This is a genomic window from Micromonospora sp. NPDC023956 (genome assembly GCF_040639195.1).
Classification (GTDB): domain Bacteria; phylum Actinomycetota; class Actinomycetes; order Mycobacteriales; family Micromonosporaceae; genus Micromonospora.
On record NZ_JBEZZN010000001.1, the window covers coordinates 16,348 to 39,128 of the forward strand.

The window sequence follows — 22,781 nt, forward strand, 5'->3', positions numbered from 1 at the left end:
CGGAGCAGCGGGTGCAGCCCACACCGGATCAGGCCGGGACGGGCAGCTCCTGCCGGTAGAAGATGTCGATGTCGACCTCTTCCCCACCGACGGTCAGCGTGTCCCAGGCGCCGCTGGCCAGCAGGGTCCGTACGGTCTCGCCCTTGAGCGTCCGCAGGTGGTCCAGGAGGACCTGGTCGTCGGGCAGGCCGGTGAGGCGGGACGACAGCCGGGCGCGGATCTCGCGCATCCGCTCCATCAACGCATCGAGGTCCGCTTCGCGGTCCGGACCGTCCGCCGCCCCACCGCCCTCGGCGATCACGTCGGCGATCACGTCCTTGATGGCGCGGTTGGCACCCTGCTCGTCGGTGGTCACCATCGCGTTCCACGCGCGGCTCTTGTGCCGGTACTGGAGCATCGACATCGCCGCCTCGTGGCGGACGAAGTCGGCGTCCCGGAAGGGCCGGCCGTTCCAGCCGCTGGCGAGCGACCGGGCCAGGGAGATGGCCGACGCCAGCCCGCTGTTGAGCCCCCGGCCCGGCCAGAAGTGGATCGAGTTGGCGGCGTCGCCGATCAGGAAGCCGTAGGTGCCCGGGGTGGTCGACGTCGGGGCGTACAGCCGGGCGGTGAAGCGTGGGCGCTGCACCATGTCCAGGCGGAACGCGGTGACGGCGCTGAGATTCTCCGGCGCGACGCCGAAGAACGCCAGGCCCTCCGTCACCCGTCGCCACAGCGGCGAACCGCGCAGCAGGGCGGGCAGGAACAGCGTGCCGTGGGTGGAGCACTGGAAGTCGCCGTCGTCCTCCCGGGCCATCAGGCAGGGTCGGGAGGCGATGCAGTCCTTGAACTCACGACGGACCGGGTCCAGCCCCACGACCTCGGCCGCTTCGGCGTCGGTGAGGCGCATGTTCAGGAAGCCCTCACCGCCGAGGGAGTTGAGCAGGAAGCGGTTCTGGGCCACGGTCAGCAGGACACTCATCGCGTCCGGCAGGTCGGACTTCACCCGCAGGCCCAGGACGACGTCCTGGAGGTGCCGGCCGTCCACCGAGTAGATCGAACTGTCGGCGACGCCGAACCTGGTGGTGAAGTGCTCTCGGGTACGGGATCGCGCGCCGTCGCAGATCGCGAGCACGTGCTCCCGGGCGACCGTCTCGTGCTGCTCGGCCGCGTCGAACCGGGCGGCCACCAGCCGGATCCGCTCGGACTTCTCGTTCGCCAACTCCAGGAGCCTGTCCTCGATGTAGGCGATCCGGATGTTGCGCGGGCCGTAGCCACGGATCGAGTCGGGACCGGTCGGCCACATCTCCGAGTACGCCCCGGAGACGAAGAGCCGATCCTGCACCTCCTCGGGGAGGTTCAGGTACTGGCGACTCTGGACGGTCACGACCTGTTGCCGCCGGGTGTTGCCCTGTGCCTCGTTCTTCCACACGACCCGCGAGCCGTCCTGGATCCAGCGGCTGTCGTACACGGTGACGGCCACCCGGTGCCCGAGGAGACGTTCGAGGAGCAGGGCCAGGCTCAGCCCGACCGGTCCACCACCCGAGACGGTGACCCGTAGGACGGGACCCGGGTCGACGACCACGGCCGGCTCGGTGGCGGGTTGGAAGAGGGTGAGGTCGGAGATCATCGTGGTCACATCGGCCGCCACCTCGAAACAGAACGTCTCGTCGGTGATGGTGATCAGGTCGCCGTGCTGGAGGACGTGCGCGCTGATCCGCCGCCCGTTGACCAGCGTGCCGTTGCGGCTGCCCCGGTCGTACAGCACGTAGCCGCGCTCCTCGCGCACCACCTCCGCGTGGGAACGGGAGACTCCACTGCTGGAGATCACCACGTCGTTGTCGCTCAGGCGGCCGAAGGTGAACCGGGTGTCGCCGACCGGAATCCTCCGCCCGGCAAGGGGCCCTTTGCGCCCCACGATCTCAGGTACCACTCGGTCCGGGCCTTTCTGGGGGCGTCGACGAGGTCACGGGCTCACGGCAGAGGCCGGATCACGAGGGGTGAAAGCCATGATCCTCTGGAGAGCATGTGCACTCTAACCACCTCACCCGCACCGGGTAAGTCGGCCCGCAGGCTCATTCGGATCGGGTTGCCGACACGGAAAATCGCTTGCCGGACACGTCGATCCGGACCTGCGGGCGGTGGATCGAGACAGGCGGATCGGCTGGACCAGGGCAACCTCGTCGGGGACGCTGACCTGTTGGCTCGGGTCGAGGCGCTGCCACCGGGATCGACGCTGATCGCGGTGCGCTCGGATGAGGTCGGCACGGTGGTGCGGGGTGCGGCCGGGGCTCAGCCGAGCCGGAGCTGCCACCCCTCGACGTAGGTGGGCGCGGTCACCGTTGACGGATAGTAGCCCCACTCCTCGCACATCGAACCTCTGGCGCGCCATTTCTCGACGTAGTAGGAAACCTGGTAGGCGTGCACCCCGTAGTCCGCGTAGACCGTCTGGTTCGGCTGCACCTCGAAGGTGGTGGACACTCCGACCGCCGTGCTACGAATCTGCACGATCTGGGTGCTGACATTGATCGTGAGCTGTTCGGTGAGCTGGGTAGCCACGCCGACCGACGTGGTGACCTGGTGCGTCCGTGTCTGGGTAGCGGTCACGGTCGCCGAGACCGGATACGTCAGGCCATTGCTCACGGCGCGACCGTCGCTGGCGAGAAAGACTGGCGTCGATGAGACGATCCGATAGCGGTGAGCTTCCCACACGGAGCCGTAGCGGTTCCAGTACTGGAGGTCGGTCGGGCAGGCCACGATGGCCCCTGCCTGCGCGGCGGCGGGCGTGACCACGACCAGCGATGCGACAGCCAGGCCGACCACGGTGGAATAGGCTTTGAGTCGGGTAGGTCGCGGGATTCTCGCCCCGTCCCGTCCGCGATCCTTCGGCCGCCTCTTGAAGATCATATCGACACTCCTCACGCGATTGACAGAATTGTTGCCCCTTCGCGCCGGCCGGCACGGCCGTTATGATGTCAGCACTCGACCCTCCGAGGCATCAGTAGAGCTACCTAGAACGATCTACCTAACCGCTGCGCGGAGGCACGAGCATGTCGTCGGTTGCAGTGGCTCGGCCGAGCGCGGTGATCGGTCGTACGGAATGCGGTCGCGATCTCGAATGTCTGGTGGACAGCCTCCAAGCCGGCAGGGGCGGTGCCGCCGTCATCATCGGGGAGCCGGGGATCGGCAAGACCACTCTGCTGACCGCGTCGCTCGCGTACGCGAAGGCTCGCGACCTCTGCGTGGTGTCGGCGCCCAAGGGCGCGCCCGGCGACCGGCGCTCCGACGCGCCCGCACCGTCGGAGTGGTGGCGGCGCCTGCCGGACGGGCTGACCGAGTTGTCAGCCCGCACCGCCGCACTCCTCGTCCTTGACGACCTGCACCGGCTGCCCGGCTGTCTTGCGCCCGTCCTCGACCGCCTACTTGAGCTCACGGTCTGCGCGCCCGTCCTGCTGATCGCCGCCTACCGTCCCCGGCAACTTCCGCTGGAGGCGGCTGCTGTGGTCTTCCGGGCGACGTCCTCGCGAGCACTGCGGACGTACCCGATCGGCGCGCTCTCGCTCGCCGACACCCGACAGATACTCGGCGACCGCCCCGATCTGGCCACCATCCACCGCGACGGGCACGGCAATCCGGCATACATGCGAATGCTGGCCGCCGGATCGCCGGACACCTCCGATGCCGCCGCCGTGTTCTCCGACGAGCTCGCGCACCTGTCGCCGACCGACCTGCGAGTGGCCCAGCTGGCGTCGGCGCTCCGCGATCCGTTCTCGCCCGACCTGCTGGTCGCGGTCGCGGCGGCCGGTTCCGACGAGACGCTCGCCGCCCTCGACACACTGGTCGCACGGGATCTGATCCGACCGGCCGAGCCGGCACCACGGCTCGCCTTCCGACATCCGGTGCTCGCCGACGTGGTCTACGCCCTCATACCGGTCAGTCAGCGCCGCGCGGTACATGCGCGGATCGGGGCGGAACTGGGTCGGCGGGGTGGGCCGATGGCGGCGCGCGCGTACCACGTCGCACGGGCAGCCGACCCGGCGGAGCCCGCGCACGTCGACACGTTGCTGGTGGCGGCCCGTGAGGCGACAGACGCTCATCCCGACGCGGCGATCGGCTGGCTGACCGTCGCGCTGACCCTGATCCCCGAGTCCGACGGCCGGTGGTACGAGGCGCACCTCCTGCTGGCCCGTGCCCGGCTGCTCGCCGGGCAGCCACGGGCCGGCCGGGAGGCGCTGCACACGCTGCTTGCCCGGGAGCCGGTTCCGGACCGTCAGGTCAGGGCGACCGCGCTGGTCCTGTCCAGTGAGGTGGAGCGGCAGCTGGGTAACTTCCGGGAGGCGGACGCGTTCGCCCGTACCGCGGCGGCTGCGCTGACGGCACTCCCCAACGGAGACCGGATCATGAGCCGGCTACGGCGTGAGCTGGCCGAGAACGCGCTGGAGGCGCTACACCTCGACCGCGCGGCGCGGCAGGCGACCGCCGCCACCCGGCACGCGCGCCGCAGTAGCGATCCGGCAGGCGAGATCATCGCGTTGAGCCTGACGGCGTTGGCGCGGTACTCCGACGACAAGCCGGGCAACGCCGAGCCCGCTGTCGGGCGGGCAGCTCAGCGGGCCGACGCGACGTCCGACATGGTGCTGCTGCGTGACCTTTCCTGCCTGTACAAGCTGGCCCGGGTCGAGGCGATCATGGAGCGTATCGGTGACGCCGAGCGCCATCTCGAGCGCGGGGTGACGCTGTGCCGTAGCAGCGGGCAGTCGCACGTCCTTCCCGCGATGTTGAAGACCCTCGGAGACATCCAGCTTCGGCTCGGGCGACTCGCGCGCGGCTTGGAAACCCTGGACGAGGCGGCGCACCTGGCCCGGATCAGCGACGACCGGCCGAGTCAGGCGCTGGTCGCCGGGCTGCGCGCGAACGCCCTGGTGTGGCTTCGGGCCGGTGCCGACACTGCCGAAGCGGTGGCCGCGGCGGACGAGGCCGTGCGGGTCTGCGATGGGCTCGACACCACGTTCGCCGTGGTGGTCCGCGCCATGGCGGCCGAGGCGTTGGTGCACGCGGGCGAGCCCGAGCGTGGCATCCACCTGACGCTCCGCGCAGCGGGTGGACGGGACCTGCCCCGCCTGCCGGCATGGCGTCGGTCCCGACAGTGGGAACTGCTCGCCTACGCGGAGCACGGGACCGGCGGCGAGCCGGGCGCTGCCGACGGGTATGCACGACGCGCCAGACGTCATGCCGGGCGACGGCCGTCCCCGCTGTGTCTGGGATACGCCGGTCGGGCCGAGGCCCGCGCCCACGGCCTACACGGGAATCCCCGCGGGGCGGCGGAGACCGGTACGGCGGCCCTCGCCCAGTTCGAGGCCCGCGATGCCAAGCTCGACGCGGCCCTCACCGGCCTCGTCATCGCCAACGCCTGTATCGACAATCGAGTAGCTGACGGCGTTCCGGGCCACCTTGACCGCGTCGCCGGGCTGGCTGACGCGTGTGGGTCGCCTCGACTGGCGGATTACGTCGCGGTGGCCCGGCGGGGCCTCGACGCCACCCGGCCGCTGGCGACGGCCGCGCTGCACCAGCTCACCGCACGCGAGTCCGAGATCGCGGCGTTGGTCAGCACCGGAATGACCAACAGCCAGGTTGCCGCCGACCTGGGGCTGAGCGTCCGTACGGTGGACAGCCACCTGTGGCGTGTCTACCACAAGCTCGGAGTGACGAACCGGGCCAGCCTCACCCGGCTCCTGGCCCGCCGGTGCTGACCGGTTCGACCGGAAGCGGCGTCGCCCGATCGCCGGCAGGTCTGGGCGAGGTACCAACCGGGCGGAGGCCGCACGGCACCGAGAGGCAGCCGACCGAGTTCCCTGTGCTGCGCCTCAGTCGTCCCACGACGTCGGGGGCGGGCCGAACGCGTGACGACTGGCCTTCACGGTCAGCGCGGCGACCGCAGCGTTGGCACCGCCACCGATCAGCGCGCCGATACCGAACGGTGCCACCCGGCCCAGAACGATGACTCCCTGCTTGGTCCCGTACTTCGTGACGAAGTTCCTGCCCAGGATCCGGTTGATCTGACGCAGCGTCTCGATGGGCACCTTGGCGACGATCTGACGTCCCCAGTGTTGCCCGGTACGTTCGGCGACCTTGGTGATGGTGGTGGAGCCGCTCCCGCCGAGCAGGATTCCCATCACGATCGTCCGGCGACGCTCGATCTCGTCGATGGGGACTCCGTGGACCTCGGCGACCGAGAGCACGAAGAGGGCGCTCAGCTCGAGGGAGGAGAGCGCCTCGCCGGCCGACAGCGCCAGTGCCACCCCCGTGCCGACGCCGGGCGCGGCGGCGGCTCCGCCGACCGCAGCACCCGTCCCGGCCAGGGCGCTGACGTACATCCGCTCCAGGTTCCGGATCACCTCGGCGGGGGTCGCCTCCGGGTTCCGCTGACGGGCGCGGGCGATGTTCTTGCGCACCAGTGGGCTCTGGAGGTCGATCGCCTTGTCCAGAAGGTCGAGGACCCGTTGCCCACCTGCTGATACTGCCGGAACCGGTTCGTCGGGCGCACCTGCTGCCATGCCGTGAACTCCTTGGGTCGTCACCTTCCACGGCTACCCCATCCGACGGAGTCGCGAACGGCAGCTGCCGCACTGACGTCGCCATGGGTCGTGCTGTGGCGCGGGATCCGCCAGGAGATCCCGACCGTGGAGTATGACCTAGTTGTCCACAGTGGCTCTCCCGCCGGTTCGGCAGGCCTGCCGGGCCGAACATCAGGAGCAGCCTCGGCCGATCCGTCACCCCTGGTGGCTGACCTGCGGAGATCAGCCGTCGGCGGTCGACTGACCGGTCAGCCGCGCGTCAGGTCACCACGGTGAAGCCGGCCCGCAGCAGGTGCTCGTCCCGCGAGGACGCCCCGACGAGCAGCTCGAACGCACCCGGCTCGACGACCCGCGCACCGTGCGCGTCGACCAGCGTGCAGCTCGCCACGGGCAGGTCCAGCTCGACCGTGCGCGCCTCGCCGGGGGCGAGGGACACCTGCCGGTACCCCTTCAGTTCCTTCTCCGCCCAGGTGACCGAGGTGACCGTGTCGCTGACGTACACCTGCACGGTCTCCCGGACCGGCCGTCGCCCGGTGTTGCGGACCTCGACCCGGGCCCGCAGGGTGTCCCGGGCGGTGACCGTCGGGGTCAGCACGCGCAGGTCGGCGTACTCGACCGTGGTGTAGCTCAGGCCCTCGCCGAAGGCGAACGCCGGGCGCTGGGTGAGGTCGGCGTACCGGGTGCCGTGCTGGCCCCGGACCTGGTTGTAGTAGGTGGGCTGCTGGCCGGCGTGCCGGGCGAAGGAGATCGGCAGCCGGCCCTCCGGTTCGGTCAGCCCGAGCAGCAGTTCGGCGATCGCGCGACCGCCCCGCATACCCGGGTTGGCGGCGAAGACCACGGCGGCGGCGGAGAGCGCGGAGGGCGGCAGCACCAGGGGCTTGGACGCGATCAGGACGACGACCAGGGGCCGCCCGGTGGCGGCGAGCGCGTCGAGCAGGGCCACCTGGCCGCCGACCAGTTCCAGGGTGGCGGTCGACTTGCCCTCGCCGACCAGTTCGATGCGGTCCCCGACGACCGCGACCACGTAGTCGGCGTGCCGTGCCGCCTCGACCGCCTCGGCGATCAGCCGTTCCTCGGGGGCGGCGGGGACGACGACGGGCGGTCGGGGCTGCCCGTCGGGGAAGAACTCGCCGGCGGGATCGGGTCCGAGGGTCAGGATGTCCGCACCCCGGGCGTGGGTGACCGTCCAGTCCGCCGGCACGTGCGCGCGCAACCCGTCCAGGACCGTCTGGGTCATCTCGCGGGGGTGCCCGTCGGGCAGCCAGTCGGCCTGTCCGGAGGCACCGGCCCAGTCACCGAGCTGGGTGTGCGGGTCGTCGGCGTTCGGGCCGACCACGGCGATCCGGCGGGGCGTGGGGTCGTCCCCGGCGACGGCGCGGCCGTCGTCGGCGGCGGTCAGCCCGCCGGCCAGCGGCAGCGTACCGTCGTTGCGCAGCAGCACCAGGCTGCGGCGGGCGACCTCCAGGTTGAGCGCGGCGTGCGGGGCGCTGCCGATCACCTGCGCCTGGCGGCCCGGGTCCGGCCGGCGCGGGTCCTCGAAGAGCCCCAACTCGAACTTGAGGGTGAGGATGCGGGTGACCGCCCGGTCGAGGTCGGTCTCGTCGAGCAACCCACGCGCGATCGCCTCCTGCGCCCCCTGGAAGAAGCCCGGGGTGGTCATCACCATGTCGTTGCCGGCCCGCACCGCGGCCGCCGAGGCCTCGGCGTGGTCGGGGTGGATGCGCTGTTCCCAGACCATCCGGCCGACGTTGTCCCAGTCGGTGACCAGCGTGCCGGTGTAGCCCCACTCGCCGCGCAGGACCTCGTCGAGCAGCCAGTCGTTCACCGTGACCGGCACACCGTCGATGGACTGGTAGCCGAGCATGAACGTCCGGCAGCCCTCCCGGGCGACCCGCTCGAACGGCGGGAGGAACCAGGACCGCAGCTTGCGGCGGGAGATGTCGGCCTCGCTGGCGTCCCGGCCGCCCTGGGTCTCGGAGTATCCGGCGAAGTGCTTCGCGCAGGCCAGGACCGCCGTCGGATCGGTCAGGCCGGAGCCCTGGTAGCCGCGCACCATGGCCGAGGCGAACTCGCCGATCAGGAAGGGGTCCTCGCCGAACGTCTCGTCGACCCGTCCCCAGCGCAGGTCCCGGGCGATGCAGAGCACCGGGGAGAAGGTCCAGTGCACCCCGGTCGCGGCGGCCTCGACGGCGGTGGCACGGGCGACCCGCTCCGCCAGGGTCGGGTCCCAGGTGGCGGCCATGCCGAGCTGGGTGGGGTAGATGGTCGCGCCGGCCCAGAACGAGTGGCCGTGGATGCAGTCCTCGGCGACCAGCAGCGGGATGCCCAACCGGGTGCGGGCGGCCAGGTCGACCGCCTCGACCACCCGTTCGGGAGCGGCGTGCAGGATGGACCCCACGTGCATCCGCTCCACCAGGTCACGTACCCCGTCCTGGGCCGACAGCTGGAGCATCTGGCCGACCTTCTCCGGCACGGTCATGCGGGCGAGCAGGTCGGTGACGCGGTCGGCGACCGGCAGGGCGGGGTCGCGGTACGGCGCTGTGGGCACGCGTGTTCCTTCCCGGACGCCGGGGGCGTCGCGATCGCGGTGGGGCCGGGAACGACTGGTCGTCGGCAAAGCCCCGTTCGGCACCCTCCGACTGTGGACCGGGACGCCGTCCCCGGCAACCGCGCCCGTCGCCGACGCCGTCCGGGCGCTCCTGGCGGCACCTCGCCACCCCCCTTCCAGCACAAAGACGATGGTCAATTGCATTCCGGCTGGTCACGCATGGAACACCAACCCCGACCGCCTTCGGTAAAGGAGATCGACCGCTGAGGAAAAGCCGATGACCAGGCACCTTGTCCATTACGGAACTTCCAGTACCAAAAAGCCGCTCAGGAGCGTTAAGGTATTGATGTGCGACGGTACGTTGTCGCACGGCATTCGTGATCATGCGTGGTTCGGCACTGCCCGTCGCACCGCGGAGAAGATCACGGATGTCGGATGACGGCCGGCCGGATGAGGCGGCGCGACGCAGGGACGCGTCGCCTCGTCCGGTGACATCGGCCGTGGCCACGACGATCGACACAGAAGGGTCGAGCTGCTTCGTATTCGATGGACGGAATAGCACGGCTGGCCTTCGGCAGCCCCAGGTAAGACGGCGAGGTGAACGTGAAGACAGAGACGTCTCTCCCTCCGGTGGCCGGTATGCCTCCGAGTGTGCCCACGCACCCGGAGGGGATCGTGATCGACTGGTCGGCAACCCGGGCCTGCTCGACCGAGGGCAGGCGGACGACCAGCACGAAGACCGAACTGCCGGCGGGAAACGTGTTCTGGTTCGGGCGCTCGGCGCGAACCGTGGCGGTGGATCCGTACCCGCCGAACGCCATCGGCGCCGTCCGCGCACTGCCGCACTGCTGGTCGCTGTCGAATCTGACGAGCAACACGACGTTCGTGGTGGAAAACCTCGAGGGCGGAACCGAGTTAATCAAGGTGGCACCCCGGCGACTGGACGCGGTGGTGCCGTTCGAGATGTCGAGAGTGCTCGTTCCGTCGGCCGGCGGACTGCTCGAACTCCGGGTGTTCGCCTCGCCGCCGACATTTCTCGACTCACCGATGTCCGGTGCTGCTTCGCAAATTCCACTGCCGGTACTCGATGAACAGACCAAGTACTTCCTGGTGCTGGTCGCGCTCTGTGAACCCCGCCTGCGCGGGTCCTCGACGGCGGCCGTGCCGTCGGTGCAGCAGGTCATCGAACGGCTGCGACCGGCACCCGGGTTCGCAAATGTGAACCGCAGCAGCATCAACTATCACATCGACTATCTGCGGCAGTGCAAGTTGCCAATCGACGAGGAGTCGATGTCGTCGAACGGCGGCCGGATGCACTCCAAACGTGAGGCGCTGGTCGCCTTCGCGCTCCGCTACGACCTGGTCCGGGAGGAGCACCTCAACCTCCTGCCCGGCCGCCGGGAGTGGACGGGCCAACCCGGTGGGCGTTGGGCGCACGTGGGCTGAGGCGGGCTACCCGTCGACCACCCCCGGGGAGGTCGCCACCGGTGCCCCGTCCAGCAGGGCGGCGATGCCCGCCAGGTCGGGTTGCCGCATCAACGCGGCGGCCCGCAGCCGGGTGCCGGTGGCATTCTCCAGCGCGACCAGCAGGCGCGCGACCATCAGGGAGTTGCCGCCGATGTCGACGAAGCGGTCGTCCAGGGTGGTCTCCGGCCGGTCCAGCAGGTCCCGACACACCCGCAGGACGAGTCGCTGCCGGTCGGTGAGGTCCTCGGCGTCCGAGGGCGACGCCGCCGCCGGTACCAGGTCACGCAGGGCCGCCCGGTCGGTCTTGCCGTTCGCGGTCACCGGTATCGCCCCGACGACCCGCAGGACGGCGGGCACGGCCTGCTCGGGCAGCCAGCCCCGGACCCGGGCGAGCACCGCGTCGGCGTCGATCCGGCCCCCCGGCCGGGGTTGCGCGAAGGCGGTCAGGCGGGTGCCCGCGCGGGACGACGTCGCCACCACGGCCGCCCGGACCACGTCGGGATCACGTTCGAGTGCCGCCTCCACCTCCGCCGGTTCGACCCGCACCCCGCTCACCTTCACCTGGTCGTCGACCCGGCCGAGGAACTCCAGCACCCCGTCGGCGCCCATCCGGACCCGGTCGCCGGTCGGGTAGACCCGGTCGAGACCGGGCAGTTCCGGTGGCGGGGACACGAAGGGGGGACCGCCCCGGTCACCGAAGCAGGCCAACGCCAACCCGTCACCGCCGATGCGCAGCTCGCCGGGTTCGCCGCGGACGACCGTACGCCCCGCCGGATCGGTGACGCAGACCACCGCGCCGGCGACCGGACGGCCGATCGGTGGCCGTCGGTCCCGGTCCGGGCGGTCGGTCAGCCGGCACACCACCGTCGTCACGGTCGCCTCGGCCGGGCCGTACATGTTGTGCACCGTCGCGGTCACCTCCGGCCCCGGCCACCGGCGCAGCCGCTCCCCGCCGACCCCCAGGTGCCGCAGTCGCAGGTCCGCCGGCCACGGCCGGGCCAGCACCAGATCGGCGACCGGGGTGGGGAGGTTGCTCACCGTCACCCCGTCCCGGGCCCACCACCGGGTCAGCAGGTGCGGGTCCCGACACGCCTCGGCGGGCGTGACGGACAGGGTCGCCCCCGCGCACAGGGTGGCGAACAGCTCCATCACGTGCGGGTCGAACGCCGGGTTGACCAGCAGGCTGTGCCGCTCCCCCGGCCCCAGCCCCACGTAGTCGTGGTACCACCGCACGAGCGCCGCCAGCGACCCCCGTCCGACGGCGACGGCGCGGGGGGCACCCGACGTGCCGGAGGTCAGGACGACGTAGCAGGTGCCGGCGGGCACCGGCGCGGCCTCCGGCGGCACCGGCGGGAACACCGCCACCGTGGGCTCCCCCACCGGCCCGCCGGCGGCGGGAAGCGCGATCCGGTCCGGGGACGTCGCGTCCGCCCGGTCCGCGGAGCGCACCGCGGCCCGGTCCACCACGCACGGCACCCGGACGGTCCGTCGCACCAGGTCGAGGCGCTGCTCCGGGCAGCCCGGCCCGAGCGGCAGGTACACCGCCCCGAGACGGACGATCGCCAGGGCGGTCGCCACCAGCTCGACCGACCGGTCCAGGCGTACGCCGACCACGTCCCCCGGTCGCACCCGGCCCCGCACCGCGTCCGCCGTCCGGTCGGCGAGCGCGCCCAGCTCCGCGTACGTCAACCGTCGGTCGCCGTCGCGTACGGCCTCCCCGGTGCCCCGGTCGGTCCAGTGTCGCAGCCAGTCGTCGACCTCCGTCCCCTCGACAGGTGGCGGCGGCAGCGGACCGCCGGATGCGATGCTCCACGCCATGTCGCCACCGACCACGGTGTCGTTCCGCACGCCGTACCCCTTCCCTGGCTCAGCCAAGACCCATCGCCCCCGCGATGATCACTTTCTGGATCTCGGTCGTGCCCTCGATGATGGTCATGGTCCGGACCTGCCGGTACAGGAACTCCAGCGGATGACCCCGGACCCAGCCGGTGGCCCCGTGGACCTGCAACGCCCGGTCCACCACCCGGACGGCCATGGTGGACGCGGTGAGCTTCGCCAGCGCGGCGTTCTCCGGCGGCTCCACGCCCGAGTCGACGAGCCGGGCGCAGGCGAGGGTGAGCACCTTCGACGCCTCCAGTTCCGCGCGGCTGGTCACCAGGTGCTCCTGCACGTGCTGGTAGTCGCCGATCGGCCGGCCGAAGGCCCGGCGGTGCCGGGCGTACTCCACCCCGAGGGACAGCGCGTACTCGGCGATGCCGTTGCACTGCGCGGCGACCATCAGCCGGCCCCGGGACAGGCTGCCGATGCTGGCACCGAGCGCGTCCGGGTCGGTGGGGTCGCCAAGCAGCGCGTCGTCGGGCACCTCGGCGGCGTCCAGCACCAGTTCGTGCAGCACCTCGCCGGACATGCCCTCGTAGCGCTGCCCCAGCCGCATCCCCGGATGGCCCTGTTCGAGCAGGAACACCGCGGGCCGCCGGTGCCCCGCCGACGTGTCCACGGCGGCGACGACGAGCACCAGGTCGGCGTGGGCGTTGCTGACGAACGTCTTCCGGCCGGAGATCACCCAACCGCCGTCGACCCGTCGCGCGGTGGTGGTCAGCCGGAAGGCGTCCGAGCCGGCGTCCGGCTCGGTCAGCGCCAGGCACCGGGTGCGCTGCCCGCGCACCAGGGGTTCGAGGTACCGCTTGACCTGCGCCTCGGTGCCGGCCAGCAGCAGCGGGCTCGGCCCCTCCGATCCGGCCAGGGCGTACGGTGCCAGCCGGCAGCCGGTACGGCCGGCCACGTGGTGCAGGGCCACCACCGCGCTGAACGGCATTCCGCTGCCGCCCAGCGACTCGGGGTAGTCACCGGCGTAGAAGCCGAGCTGGGCCGAGCGCTGCCGGACGTAGGCACAGAGGTCGGGCGAGGGATGTCCGCCCTCGCCGAGTTCGGCGGCCAGCGGCTCCAGCTCCCGGCGCACGAAGCTGCCGAAGGAGTCGAGCAGTTCCCGGTACTCGTCCTCGAAGACCGCTGCCGGCTCGGTCACGGCCGCACCACCCCGATCGTCGTGTCCCGGCTCATGGCGTCCGCACCGGCCGCCGGATCCGGGCTCATGGCGTCCTCACCGGCCGGCCAGGACGGACTGCAGGAGGCGGCGTTCCCGGAACTCGCCCATGCCGACGGGCGGCAGACCCGGCATGGGGGTGGGACGCCCACCCGACGCCATCCACCGCCAGGTGTCCGCCACCGTCTCGCCGACCGGCCGGCAGGTGAGGCCGGCGTCCGCCGCTGCCGCTCCGGAGGTGTCCCAGGCGGCCCGGTTCTCCGGACGGTCCGGCAGCCACAGCGGCAGCTCCCACCAGGGCAGCACCTCCCGGGCGAGCAGCATCTCCTCGGCGGCCCAGACCAGCTCGGCGTCGCTGCCGGTGGCCGCCACCGCGTGCGCCAGCCACGCCCCCATGGTGGTGTTCGGTCCGTCCGGGACGGTGTTGAAGACGCCGCTGGCCCAGTTCTCGACCCGGTCGACGACGAACCGGGCGAGGTCGCGGACGTCCAGCAACTGGAGGGGGCGGGACGGCTCCCCGGGGGCGAGGACGGGCCCGCCCCGGCTGATCCGGTCCAGCCACCACAGCGCCTGGCCGATGTTGTCGTGCGGTCCGACGATCGTGCCCGGCCGGACGATCAGCGCCCGGTCCCTCGGGTAGACCAGGTGCACGGCCTGCTCGCAGCCGACCTTGCGGGGCCCGTACCGGCGGTGGTCGGCGGGGTCGCCCTCCTCGTCCGGTTCACCCGCGTGACACGGCGACCCCTCGTGGACCGGGACGGACTTCCAGTCCGGGTAGACGGAGACGCTAGAGACGAAGGCGTAGAAGCCGGTGCCGGGGGCCAGGAGCCGGGCGGTCCGCAGCACGTCCGCCGGGACCAACCCGGACGGGTCGACGACCGCGTCGAAGGACCGTCCGTGCAGCGCGCCGAGTCCGCCGTCGTGACCCCGGTCCCCCCGGACCGCCTCGACGCCGGGAACATCCGGGCCGGTCCGGCCCCGGTTGAGGGTCGTCACCGCGTGGCCACCGGCGAGGGCGTCGGCGACGATCGCCCGACCGACGAAGGAGGTGCCGCCCAGGACCAGGATCCGCATGCCCGCCATCAGCCGCCGTCGCCCGCCGTGCGTCCCTCGGCGGCCAGGGCCGCCCGCACCGAATCCGCCAGCTCGGCCACCACCGGGGCGGCGTACACGCTGCGCAACGGCAGGTCCAGCTCGTAGGTCTCGTTGATCCGGGCGGCCAGTTCGATCGCCAGCAGCGAGTCGCCCCCCAGGTCGAAGAAGTTGTCGTCCGGTCCGACCTCCGGCACCCCGAAGAGCTCGACGAAGAGGGCCCGCACGGTGGTCAGGACCGCCTCGTCGGCCACGGCACCGGCGGTGGCCGGGGCGGGGGAAACGGTGGCCGTCGGCGCGGTGGGAGTGCTGTCGGCCAGCGCGGGCCAGGCGACCTCGGGGCGGCCACCCCCGGTGGGGGCGGACGCGGTGGGGGCGGACACGGTGGCCGCAGCGGTCCCGGCGGCCGGAGCCGGCGCGGGGGCGGGGGCGGGGGCGGGCTCCGGCAGGTGGGAGCGCCGTTCGAAGGGGTAGGTCGGCAGCGGCACCCGGCCGCGCCGCTCTCCCTCGTACAGGCGCCACTGCGGGTCCAGCCCGGCGGCCCAGAGCTGTCCGAGGGTGGTGAGGACCGCCGCGTACGTCGACCCGTGCCCCGGCACGGACGCCAGCACGGTGTGCCGGCGCACCGCGTCGGCGCGCGCGGCGAGCCGGTCCGCCACGGTGGTACCCCGTCCCACCTCCAGCAGCGTCAGCGCACGCCAGTCGAGCAGCGTGTCGAGCGCGGCGTCGAAGGAGCCGTCGGACCCGGCGTGCGTCGCCCAGTGGCCGGTCGGGTCGACGGCCTGCCGGGTGTCCATCCAGCCGCCGGTCAGGTCGGACACCCACGGCAGCGCGGGGCGGCGGGCGGGCACCCGGCGCGCGAGGGCCTCCAGGTCGGCCCGCGCGGTGCCACCGGCCGCGCCGTCGCGCCGGACCCGGGCCCGCTGCGCCACCAGCGGCAGGGCCTCGTCGGGGCGGAGCACCCCGGCCACGCACGCGGCGGTGTACGCCCCGGTACCGTGCCCGGCCACCGCGACGGGTTCCACGCCCCAGTGCCGCCAGAGCGCGGCGAGCGCGTACTGGACGACGAAGGTCACGCACGCCTCGACCGCCGGGTCGGCGGAGGGTTCCCGGTGGAGGACGGCCCCGCCCAGGTCCCCGGCGAGTCCGGCGGGAGCCGCGCGGACGCAGTCGTCGACCGTGGCCCGGAAAACCGGTTCGTGCGCGTACAGCTCGTCCACCGGCGGGTGCGCCGGATCCCGATCGGCGAAGAGGTGTACCACGTCACCGGCGACCGTGCCGGTCCGACCGGCGGCGGACCCGGGGTCGGTCAGGGCGGTCGCCTGCGCGCCCGAGGCGCACACCGCGAACCGGCGGTACGGGTGCCCGGCGCGGCTCTGCTGGAGGGTCCAGGCGGCGTCGGCGAGGTCGGCGCCGGACCGGTCGGCCACCGCCCGCGCCACCCGGGCGGCGGCGGTGTCGAGCGCCCCGGCGCTGCGGGCCGAGACGGTCAGCAGGTGCCACGGCCGGTCGGTCGGCGCGGTCGTCGGCGTCGGGGCCTCCTCGACCACCACGTGGGCGTTCGTCCCGCCGATCCCCATCCCGCTGACCCCGGCCCGCCGGACCCCGGCGCGCGGCGCCCAGTCGCTGAGCGTGGTGTTCACGACGAACGGGCCCGCCGCAAAGTCGATCTTGCGGTTCGGCTCGCGGAAGTGCAGGCTCGGCGGGATCCGCCGGTGCCGCAGGGCGAGCACGGTCTTGATGAACCCGGCGACGCCGGCCGCCGTGTCGGCGTGGCCGATGTTCGTCTTGACCGAGCCGATCCGGCAGAACCCCCGTGCGTCGGTGCTGCTCCGGAAGGCGTTGGTCAGCGCCTCCACCTCGATCGGGTCCCCCAGCGGGGTGCCGGTGCCGTGGGCCTCGACGTAGCTGATCGTGTCCGCGCCCACCCCGGCCACCGCCAGGGCCGCCCGGACCACCTCGGTCTGCCCGTCGACCCCGGGCGCGGTGAAGCCGACCTTCGCGGCACCGTCGTTGTTGACCGCCGAGCCCCGGACGACGGCATGGACGTGGTCACCGTCGCGCAGCGCGTCCTCCAGGCGGCGCAGCACGACCACCCCGACCCCCTCGCCGCTGACGAAGCCGCTGCCCGCCTCGTCGAAGGCGCGCACGTGACCGTCCCGGGACACCGGGCCGCCCTTGCTCCACGGCACGAGGGCGTTCGGCACGACGGCGGACACCCCACCGGCCAGGGCCGCCTCGCAGTCCCCGGCGAGCAGCGCCTGGGCGGCCAGGTGGATCGCCACCAGCGAGGTGGAACAGCCGGTCTGGACGGTGACCGCCGGGCCGGTCAGGCCGAGCTTGTAGGCGACCCGGGCGGTCAGCAGGTCCATCGAGTTGGCCAGCCGCACCGCCCAGTCGTCGACGGTCAGGTGCTCCCGCACGTGGCGCTCGTACGACGACTGCGAGCTGCCGGCGTACACGCCGACCGGCCAGGGGCAGCCGGCCGGGTCGTAGCCGGCGTCCTCCAGCGCCTCCCACGCACACTCCAGGAGCAGCCGGTGCTGGGGGTCCAGCATCGTGGCCTCACGGGGCGTGAAGCCGAAGAACCCCGCGTCGAAGCGGTCCGCCCCGTCGAGGATGCCCCGGCCCGGGGTGTACGTGTGCCCGCCGGACTGGCGGGCCGGGAAGCGGGTGACGGACTCCTCGCCGCCGCTGAGGTTGCGCCAGAACTCGTCGAGGTTCGCCGCCCCCGGGAACCGCCCGGCCATGCCGACGACTGCGATCAGGTTGCTGTCAGGGTTCACGGCTGCGTCCGTTCTCGTCCAGCGGTACGACTTCGTGGGGTCCCGCGTCGGTGCCGCCCCGGCGGGCCCGCGCGCGGGAGAGCCGGTCCCGTCCGGCCGACCGGGCCGGCCCGGGGTCGGGCCGCCCGGACGATTCGCCGCCCTCCCCGGCCAGGTGGGTGGCGATCGCCTCGACGGTGGGATAGCGGAACAGCGTCACCACCGGCAGGTCAGCCCGGAGTTCGCGGACGAGCCGCGCGTGGACCCGCAGCAGCAGCAGGGAGTGCCCGCCGAGGTCGAAGAAGTTGTCGGTCCGGCCGACCCGGTCGACGCCGAGGACCTCCCGCCAGATCCGGGCGATCCGTTCCTCCCGGTCGGAGGCGAGCGGGACGTCCTGCCGGGTCACGGTGGCCACCACCGGCGGGAGGTCGTCCCGGCGGACCTTGCCGACCGGGGTGCGCGGCAGCTTCGGCACCGGCACGAAGGCCGAGGGGACCAGGTGCTCGGGCAGCCGGCCGGCGAGGAAGGCCCGCAGCTGTCCGTGTTCCGGCGCGTCGCCGTCCGGCCCGGGTTCGACGTAGGCGACGAGCTGCGCCTGTCCGTCCGGCCCGGTGGTCAGCAGCACGTACGCGTCGCGGACCCCCGGGTGCTCCACCAGCACCGACCGGATCTCGCCCGGTTCGATCCGGTAGCCCCGGAACTTGACCTGGTCGTCGAGGCGACCGGCGAAGTGCAGCCGGCCCGCGGTGTCGCGGTAGCCACGGTCGCCGGTGCGGTACACCCGCTGCCCGCCGAGGGCGTCGACGTGCCGGAAGGCCCCGGCGGTGGCCGCCTCGTCGTGCAGGTAGCCCCGGGCGAGGCCCACCCCGGCGACGGCGATCTCGCCGACCGCGCCGTCCGGCAGCGGCCGTCCGGACCGGTCCACCACGTACGTGCGGGTGCCGGGCAGGTCGGTGCCGAGCGGTACGGTCGCCGTGCTGGCCAGGTCGTCCCCGGTCACCTCGTGCACGGTCGAGGTGACCGTCGCCTCGGTGACGCCGTAGGCGTTCAGGACGGTGGTCGTGCCGGTCGACACCAGGTCCCGCAGCGACTCGCCGGTGACGGCCTCGCCGCCGACGACCAGCAGCCGGGGCCGCCAGCGCCCGTCGCGCCACGCCGAGGCGAGGTCCGGCGCGACGGTGCGGACGTAGCTCGTCGGCAGGTTCGCCACGGTCACCCGGCGCGCGGCCGACACGGCGACCAGCTCCGGTCCGCCCAGGACCTCGCTCTGCGGGACCACCAGGCGGGCGCCGACCGCCAGGGTCGGCAGGATCTCCTCCAGGGCGACGTCGAAATGCGGCTGGGTGAACGTCAGTACCCGGTCGTCCGCCGTCAGCGCGTAGCGCCCGACGATCGCGTCGACCAGGTGGGACAGGGCGGCCCGACCCACCGCCACCGGCTTCGGCACACCGGTGGAGCCGGAGGTGTGGATGACGTAGGCGACGTCGTCGAGGGTCGCCGCCGGCCCGGCCGCCGGCCACCGGTCGCCGTCGAGCACGGCGAGGGGCGCCGGGACGGCGGGCAGCCGACCGGCGGTGGCCGCGTCGGTGAGCGCCAGCGCCGGACGCAGCCGGTCGAGCAACAGGTGGAGCCGGTCGGCCGGGTCGGCGACGGACATCGGGCAGTACACCGCACCGACCCGTGCGCAGGCCAGCAGCGCGACCACCACGTCCGGGCCCCGGGGCAGCAGCACGGCCACCGGCTGCCCGGCCAGCACGCCGGCGGCGGTCAGCGCGGTCGCGACGCGGCGCACCCGGACGTCGAGGTCCCGGTAGGTGAGGGTGCGGGCTCCGCTCACCACGGCGACCGCCTCGGGGTCCCGGCCCGGGGGCAGCACCTCACCGGAGACGACGGGATGCTCCGCTCCCCCGGCGACGTCGCCGACGGGATCCGGCACCGGGGCCGGGGCGAGCGACGCGACCGGGGCCGTCGGCGGCGCGTCGAGGTACGCCTCGACCAGCGCGGCGAGCCGGTCGGCGAGCAGCCGGACCGTCTCGGCGGAGAACAGGTCGGCGTCGTAGTCCCAGTGCAGGTCGAGCGCCGCCGGACCGACCCGGGGCCCGACGACGCGCCGGGCGTCCGGGATGAAGACCAGGTCGAGGTCGAAGCGGGTGGTCCCGAAGTTGTGGCCCTCGGAGAGCACCACGTCCAGGCCGGGCACCCGGACGTCCGGCACGGTGTCGTCGACGCCGCTGAAGGCGATGTTGAACAGCGGGTTCTCCACCCCGCTGGTGTGCCGGCCGACCTCCCGGGTGAGCTGCTGGATCGGCACGTCCTGGTGCGGGATGGCCCGGATCAGGGTTTCGGTGACGTCCGAGAGCATGTCGTCCACCGGGGTTTCCCCGGACAGCCGCAGCCGCAGCGGGATGGTGTTGACGAACATGCCGACCGACGTGTCGACGGCGTCGTAGCGGTTGCCGACGGCGGTGCCGACGACGAGGTCGTCCTGGCCGCAGTGCCGGCGGACGAGTTCGGCGAAGAGGCCGAGCATCGTGGTGTAGACGGTGTGTCCGCTCTCGGCACTGCGGGCCCGGATCCGGTCGGCCACCTCCGGGGCGAACCGCTGCCGGTGCTGGGCGCCGTGGTTGCGGCGGACCGCGCCGGGCCGGGCGAGGCCGGGCAGGGTCGCCTCGAACGTGGCGTCCGCCAGTTCGCGGTGCCAGAAGGCCAGGCTCTCCGCGCGGTCGCCGGGCGACACGGCGGCCACCCGGCGCAGGTGGTCGGTGTAGGAGACGGTCGCCGGCAGCTCGACCGGTGCACCGGCGACGAGGGACCGGTAGGCGCGGAACAGGTCGCCGGCCAGGATCAGGAAGGACCGGCCGTCGTGGATCAGGTGGTGCTCGACGTGGATCAGGCGGTGCTCCCGCGCACCGGTCCGCACCAGGCACCAGCGGACCAGCGGGGCCTCGTACGTGTCGAAGCCCGTCGTGGCCTCGACCCGGACGACCTCGTCGAACGCCGCGTCGACGTCGGGCTCCCCGGAGATGTCCAGGGTGCGGAAGCGGGGCCGGCACCGGGCGCGCACCCGCTGCGCGGGCCGGGCGTCCGGCGTGTCGGCCAGCTCCAGGCGCAGCCCGTCGTGGTGGTCGAGCACGTGGCCCAGCGCCTCGTGCACCGCCTCCGGGTCGAGGTCGCCACGCACGACGACGAACGCGGTGAAGTTGTAGGCACGGCTACCCGGGGACAGTCTCTCGTGGACCCAGACGATCTCCTGGGAGGGTGCGAGGTCGAACAGACCTTCCTGGCCCATGTCACACCTTCGTCTTCTCGGTTCGGCAGAGGCACTCCGGTGCTCAGCGGACACGGCGACCACGGCGGGCGGGTCCGCCGACCGACCGTAACCAGCGGTGCCCGGCAGCGGTCCCTGACAGGTGACAGGCCCCTGCCGCCGTCGGGCTCGGTTACGTTTCCGACTCACCAGGGCCGAGGGAGGTTCGCCGACGTGACGACGGTCTGGGACGAGCTGGCGGACCGGCTCCGCAGCCTCCGGGACGAGGCCGACGGGTGGCCGGTCGCCGCGCCCCGGGACGCGGTCTTCGTGCCACCGGGCGGGTCGCTGGACCCGACCCTCGTCGCCACCGCGCTGGCGGTGCCGGAACCCTCCTTCGTGCTGTGGGACGCCGCGACCGTACGCCGGCACGTGGGGTTCGTCCGGCAGACGCTGGCCGAGCACGGCATCGGGCTCGCCGTCGGGCTCAAGGCCTGCGCCAACCGGACCGTCCTGGCGATCCTGGCGCGGATGGGCCTGCTCGCCGACGCGCAGTCGCCGGGCGAGGTGGCGCTGGCCCGGTCGGTGGGCTTCGGGACGGTCACCGCGACCGGCCCGGCGTTCCGCCCGCCGGACCTGGACCGCCTGCTCCGCGACGGGGTGCTGCTGGACATCCAGTCACCCCTCCAGTTCGCCCAGGTGGAGGAGCGCGGCACCGTCGAGCCGGTCGGCTTCCGCGCCCGGGTACGGCTGCCCGAACGGCTGCGGCACCCGTCGACGTTCGACGTGGTGAGCCGGTTCGGCATCGAGCTGGACCGGGCCGGGCTGGAGCGGGTCGCGCGCTCGCCGTTGACGGTGGAGCGGATCCGGGTGCACACCGGGGAGGCGCTCTCCGCCGACGTGGCGCGCAGCCTGGAGTACCGGGCCCGGCTGGGCGTGCTGCTGGCCGCCGCGTTCCCCGAGGTCCGTGAGATCAACCTGGGCGGCGGTTTCCTGGCGCTGTCCCGGAACCCGTCGGCGCTGCCGGAGGCGTTCAAGCGGGTCGGCGAGGTGTTCGACGAGGCGGCCGGGACGCTCGGCAGACGCCCGCGGTGCTGGGTGGAGCCCGGTTCGGCGCTCTTGCTGGACAGCGCGTACCTGGTCACCGAGGTGCTGGACGTCGACCCGGCCCGACACGCGGTCACCGTCGCCGCGTCCCCGTGGAACGTGGCGCCGTGGACCTTCGCCACGGTCCACGTGCTCGACGGTGGTGAGCCCTGGGAGTTCGCCGGCGACGTCTACGGACCGGCGCTCTACGAGAACGACCGGCTGCGGCGCACCGAGCGGCACCGCCCGACCGGTCGGCTGCCGAGGGTGGGCGACCGGCTGGCGGTCAGTTCCTTCGGGTCGTACACGCTGGTCCACGGCCGGACGTTCGGGCAGATCCCGCTGCCCCCGCAGTACATCTTCGACGCGAACGGATGGCAGGAGACCGCATGAGCCACGTGAACTGGATCGTCTCGGCCGACGGGGAGGGCGGGGCCGGCACCGGTCTGGTCGGTCGGGTCGACCTGGACGTCGACGTCGACGAACTCGCCCGCGCCGCCGACGAGCTGGTGCGCCACCGGCCGCTGATCTTCGACCAGACCCAGCAGCTCGCCATCCAGGTGCGGCCCGGCTCGGCGGACCCCTGGTACGAGTCCTGCTACCAGGAGAAGGACATCGCGCCCGAGCACGAGTACGCGGACCTCAACCCCGAGCTGAAGGGCACCTACTTCGAGGAGGTCGTCGCGCGGTTCCCGTTCCCGGTCTTCCGGACCCGGCTGATGGCGCTGACCGCGCGGACCTGCTACTCGGTGCACCGGGACGACACCGCCCGGCTGCACGTGGCGATCCGGAGCAGCGAGCACGCGGCGTTCGTGTTCGTCGAGCGCAACGAGGTCTTCCGGGTGCCCACCGACGGCAACGCGTACCTGCTCAACACCACCGAGGTACACACCGCGCTCAACGGTGCCCGGGACCTGCGGCTGCACCTGGTGGCCGGCGCCGCGCTGGACGCCTCCCGGTGACCGACGCACCCGGACCACGG

Annotated in this window: 13 protein-coding genes; 4 read left to right on the forward strand and 9 right to left on the reverse strand. The window is 73.0% G+C overall.

All coding sequences use genetic code 11. The features are described 5' to 3' along the window. Positions 1-28 precede the first annotated feature (28 nt). Positions 29-1,894, reverse strand: coding sequence for an FHA domain-containing protein (locus AB0F58_RS00065; RefSeq protein ID WP_357135610.1), 1,866 nt, complete (start codon positions 1,892-1,894; stop codon positions 29-31). Positions 1,895-2,268: 374 nt separating this feature from the next. Continuing rightward, complete coding sequence (locus tag AB0F58_RS00070) at positions 2,269-2,883, reverse strand: hypothetical protein (RefSeq protein WP_357135613.1); 615 nt, start codon at positions 2,881-2,883, stop codon at positions 2,269-2,271. Between the two features lie 218 nt (positions 2,884-3,101). Between AB0F58_RS00070 and AB0F58_RS00075 the strand changes: the two genes are divergently transcribed. Then, positions 3,102-5,726: a LuxR C-terminal-related transcriptional regulator gene (locus AB0F58_RS00075; RefSeq protein WP_357135615.1), complete on the forward strand. Its 2,625-nt coding sequence runs from the start codon at positions 3,102-3,104 to the stop codon at positions 5,724-5,726. Between the two features lie 114 nt (positions 5,727-5,840). Here AB0F58_RS00075 and AB0F58_RS00080 read toward each other — a convergent pair whose 3' ends face one another. After that, positions 5,841-6,530: a hypothetical protein gene (locus AB0F58_RS00080; protein WP_357135617.1), complete on the reverse strand. Its 690-nt coding sequence runs from the start codon at positions 6,528-6,530 to the stop codon at positions 5,841-5,843. A 280-nt stretch (positions 6,531-6,810) separates the two neighbouring features. Next, positions 6,811-9,099: a glycoside hydrolase family 3 N-terminal domain-containing protein gene (locus tag AB0F58_RS00085; RefSeq protein WP_357135620.1), complete on the reverse strand. Its 2,289-nt coding sequence runs from the start codon at positions 9,097-9,099 to the stop codon at positions 6,811-6,813. 675 nt (positions 9,100-9,774) lie between these two features. Between AB0F58_RS00085 and AB0F58_RS00090 the strand changes: the two genes are divergently transcribed. After that, positions 9,775-10,545 carry a hypothetical protein gene (locus tag AB0F58_RS00090; RefSeq protein ID WP_357135622.1) on the forward strand — a complete coding sequence of 257 codons (771 nt, stop codon included), beginning with the start codon at positions 9,775-9,777 and terminating at the stop codon, positions 10,543-10,545. A gap of 6 nt (positions 10,546-10,551) precedes the next feature. Here AB0F58_RS00090 and AB0F58_RS00095 read toward each other — a convergent pair whose 3' ends face one another. From AB0F58_RS00095 to AB0F58_RS00115, 5 genes are all read right to left on the reverse strand, one after another. Next, entirely contained in the window at positions 10,552-12,414 is a 1,863-nt protein-coding gene (locus AB0F58_RS00095) for a non-ribosomal peptide synthetase (RefSeq protein WP_357135625.1), read from the reverse strand. A 19-nt stretch (positions 12,415-12,433) separates the two neighbouring features. Further along, positions 12,434-13,591, reverse strand: coding sequence for an acyl-CoA dehydrogenase family protein (locus AB0F58_RS00100; RefSeq protein ID WP_357135628.1), 1,158 nt, complete (start codon positions 13,589-13,591; stop codon positions 12,434-12,436). A gap of 75 nt (positions 13,592-13,666) precedes the next feature. Then, complete coding sequence (locus tag AB0F58_RS00105; RefSeq protein WP_357135631.1) at positions 13,667-14,683, reverse strand: NAD-dependent epimerase/dehydratase family protein; 1,017 nt, start codon at positions 14,681-14,683, stop codon at positions 13,667-13,669. Between the two features lie 8 nt (positions 14,684-14,691). Then, positions 14,692-17,487, reverse strand: a complete 2,796-nt coding sequence (locus AB0F58_RS00110; RefSeq protein ID WP_357135633.1) for a beta-ketoacyl synthase N-terminal-like domain-containing protein — start codon at positions 17,485-17,487, stop codon at positions 14,692-14,694. Continuing rightward, positions 17,477-20,755 (reverse strand): amino acid adenylation domain-containing protein, encoded by a 3,279-nt coding sequence (locus AB0F58_RS00115; RefSeq protein WP_357135636.1) that lies wholly within the window; start codon positions 20,753-20,755, stop codon positions 17,477-17,479. Before AB0F58_RS00115 ends, AB0F58_RS00110 begins: the two co-directional genes overlap by 11 nt. A 192-nt stretch (positions 20,756-20,947) precedes the next feature. Here AB0F58_RS00115 and AB0F58_RS00120 point away from each other — a divergent pair, with 192 nt between their 5' ends. Next, on the forward strand, positions 20,948-22,192 hold the full coding sequence (locus AB0F58_RS00120; protein ID WP_357135639.1) for a hypothetical protein: 1,245 nt from the start codon (positions 20,948-20,950) through the stop codon (positions 22,190-22,192). Then, entirely contained in the window at positions 22,189-22,761 is a 573-nt protein-coding gene (locus AB0F58_RS00125) for a hypothetical protein (protein WP_357135641.1), read from the forward strand. Before AB0F58_RS00120 ends, AB0F58_RS00125 begins: the two co-directional genes overlap by 4 nt. Positions 22,762-22,781 lie beyond the last annotated feature (20 nt).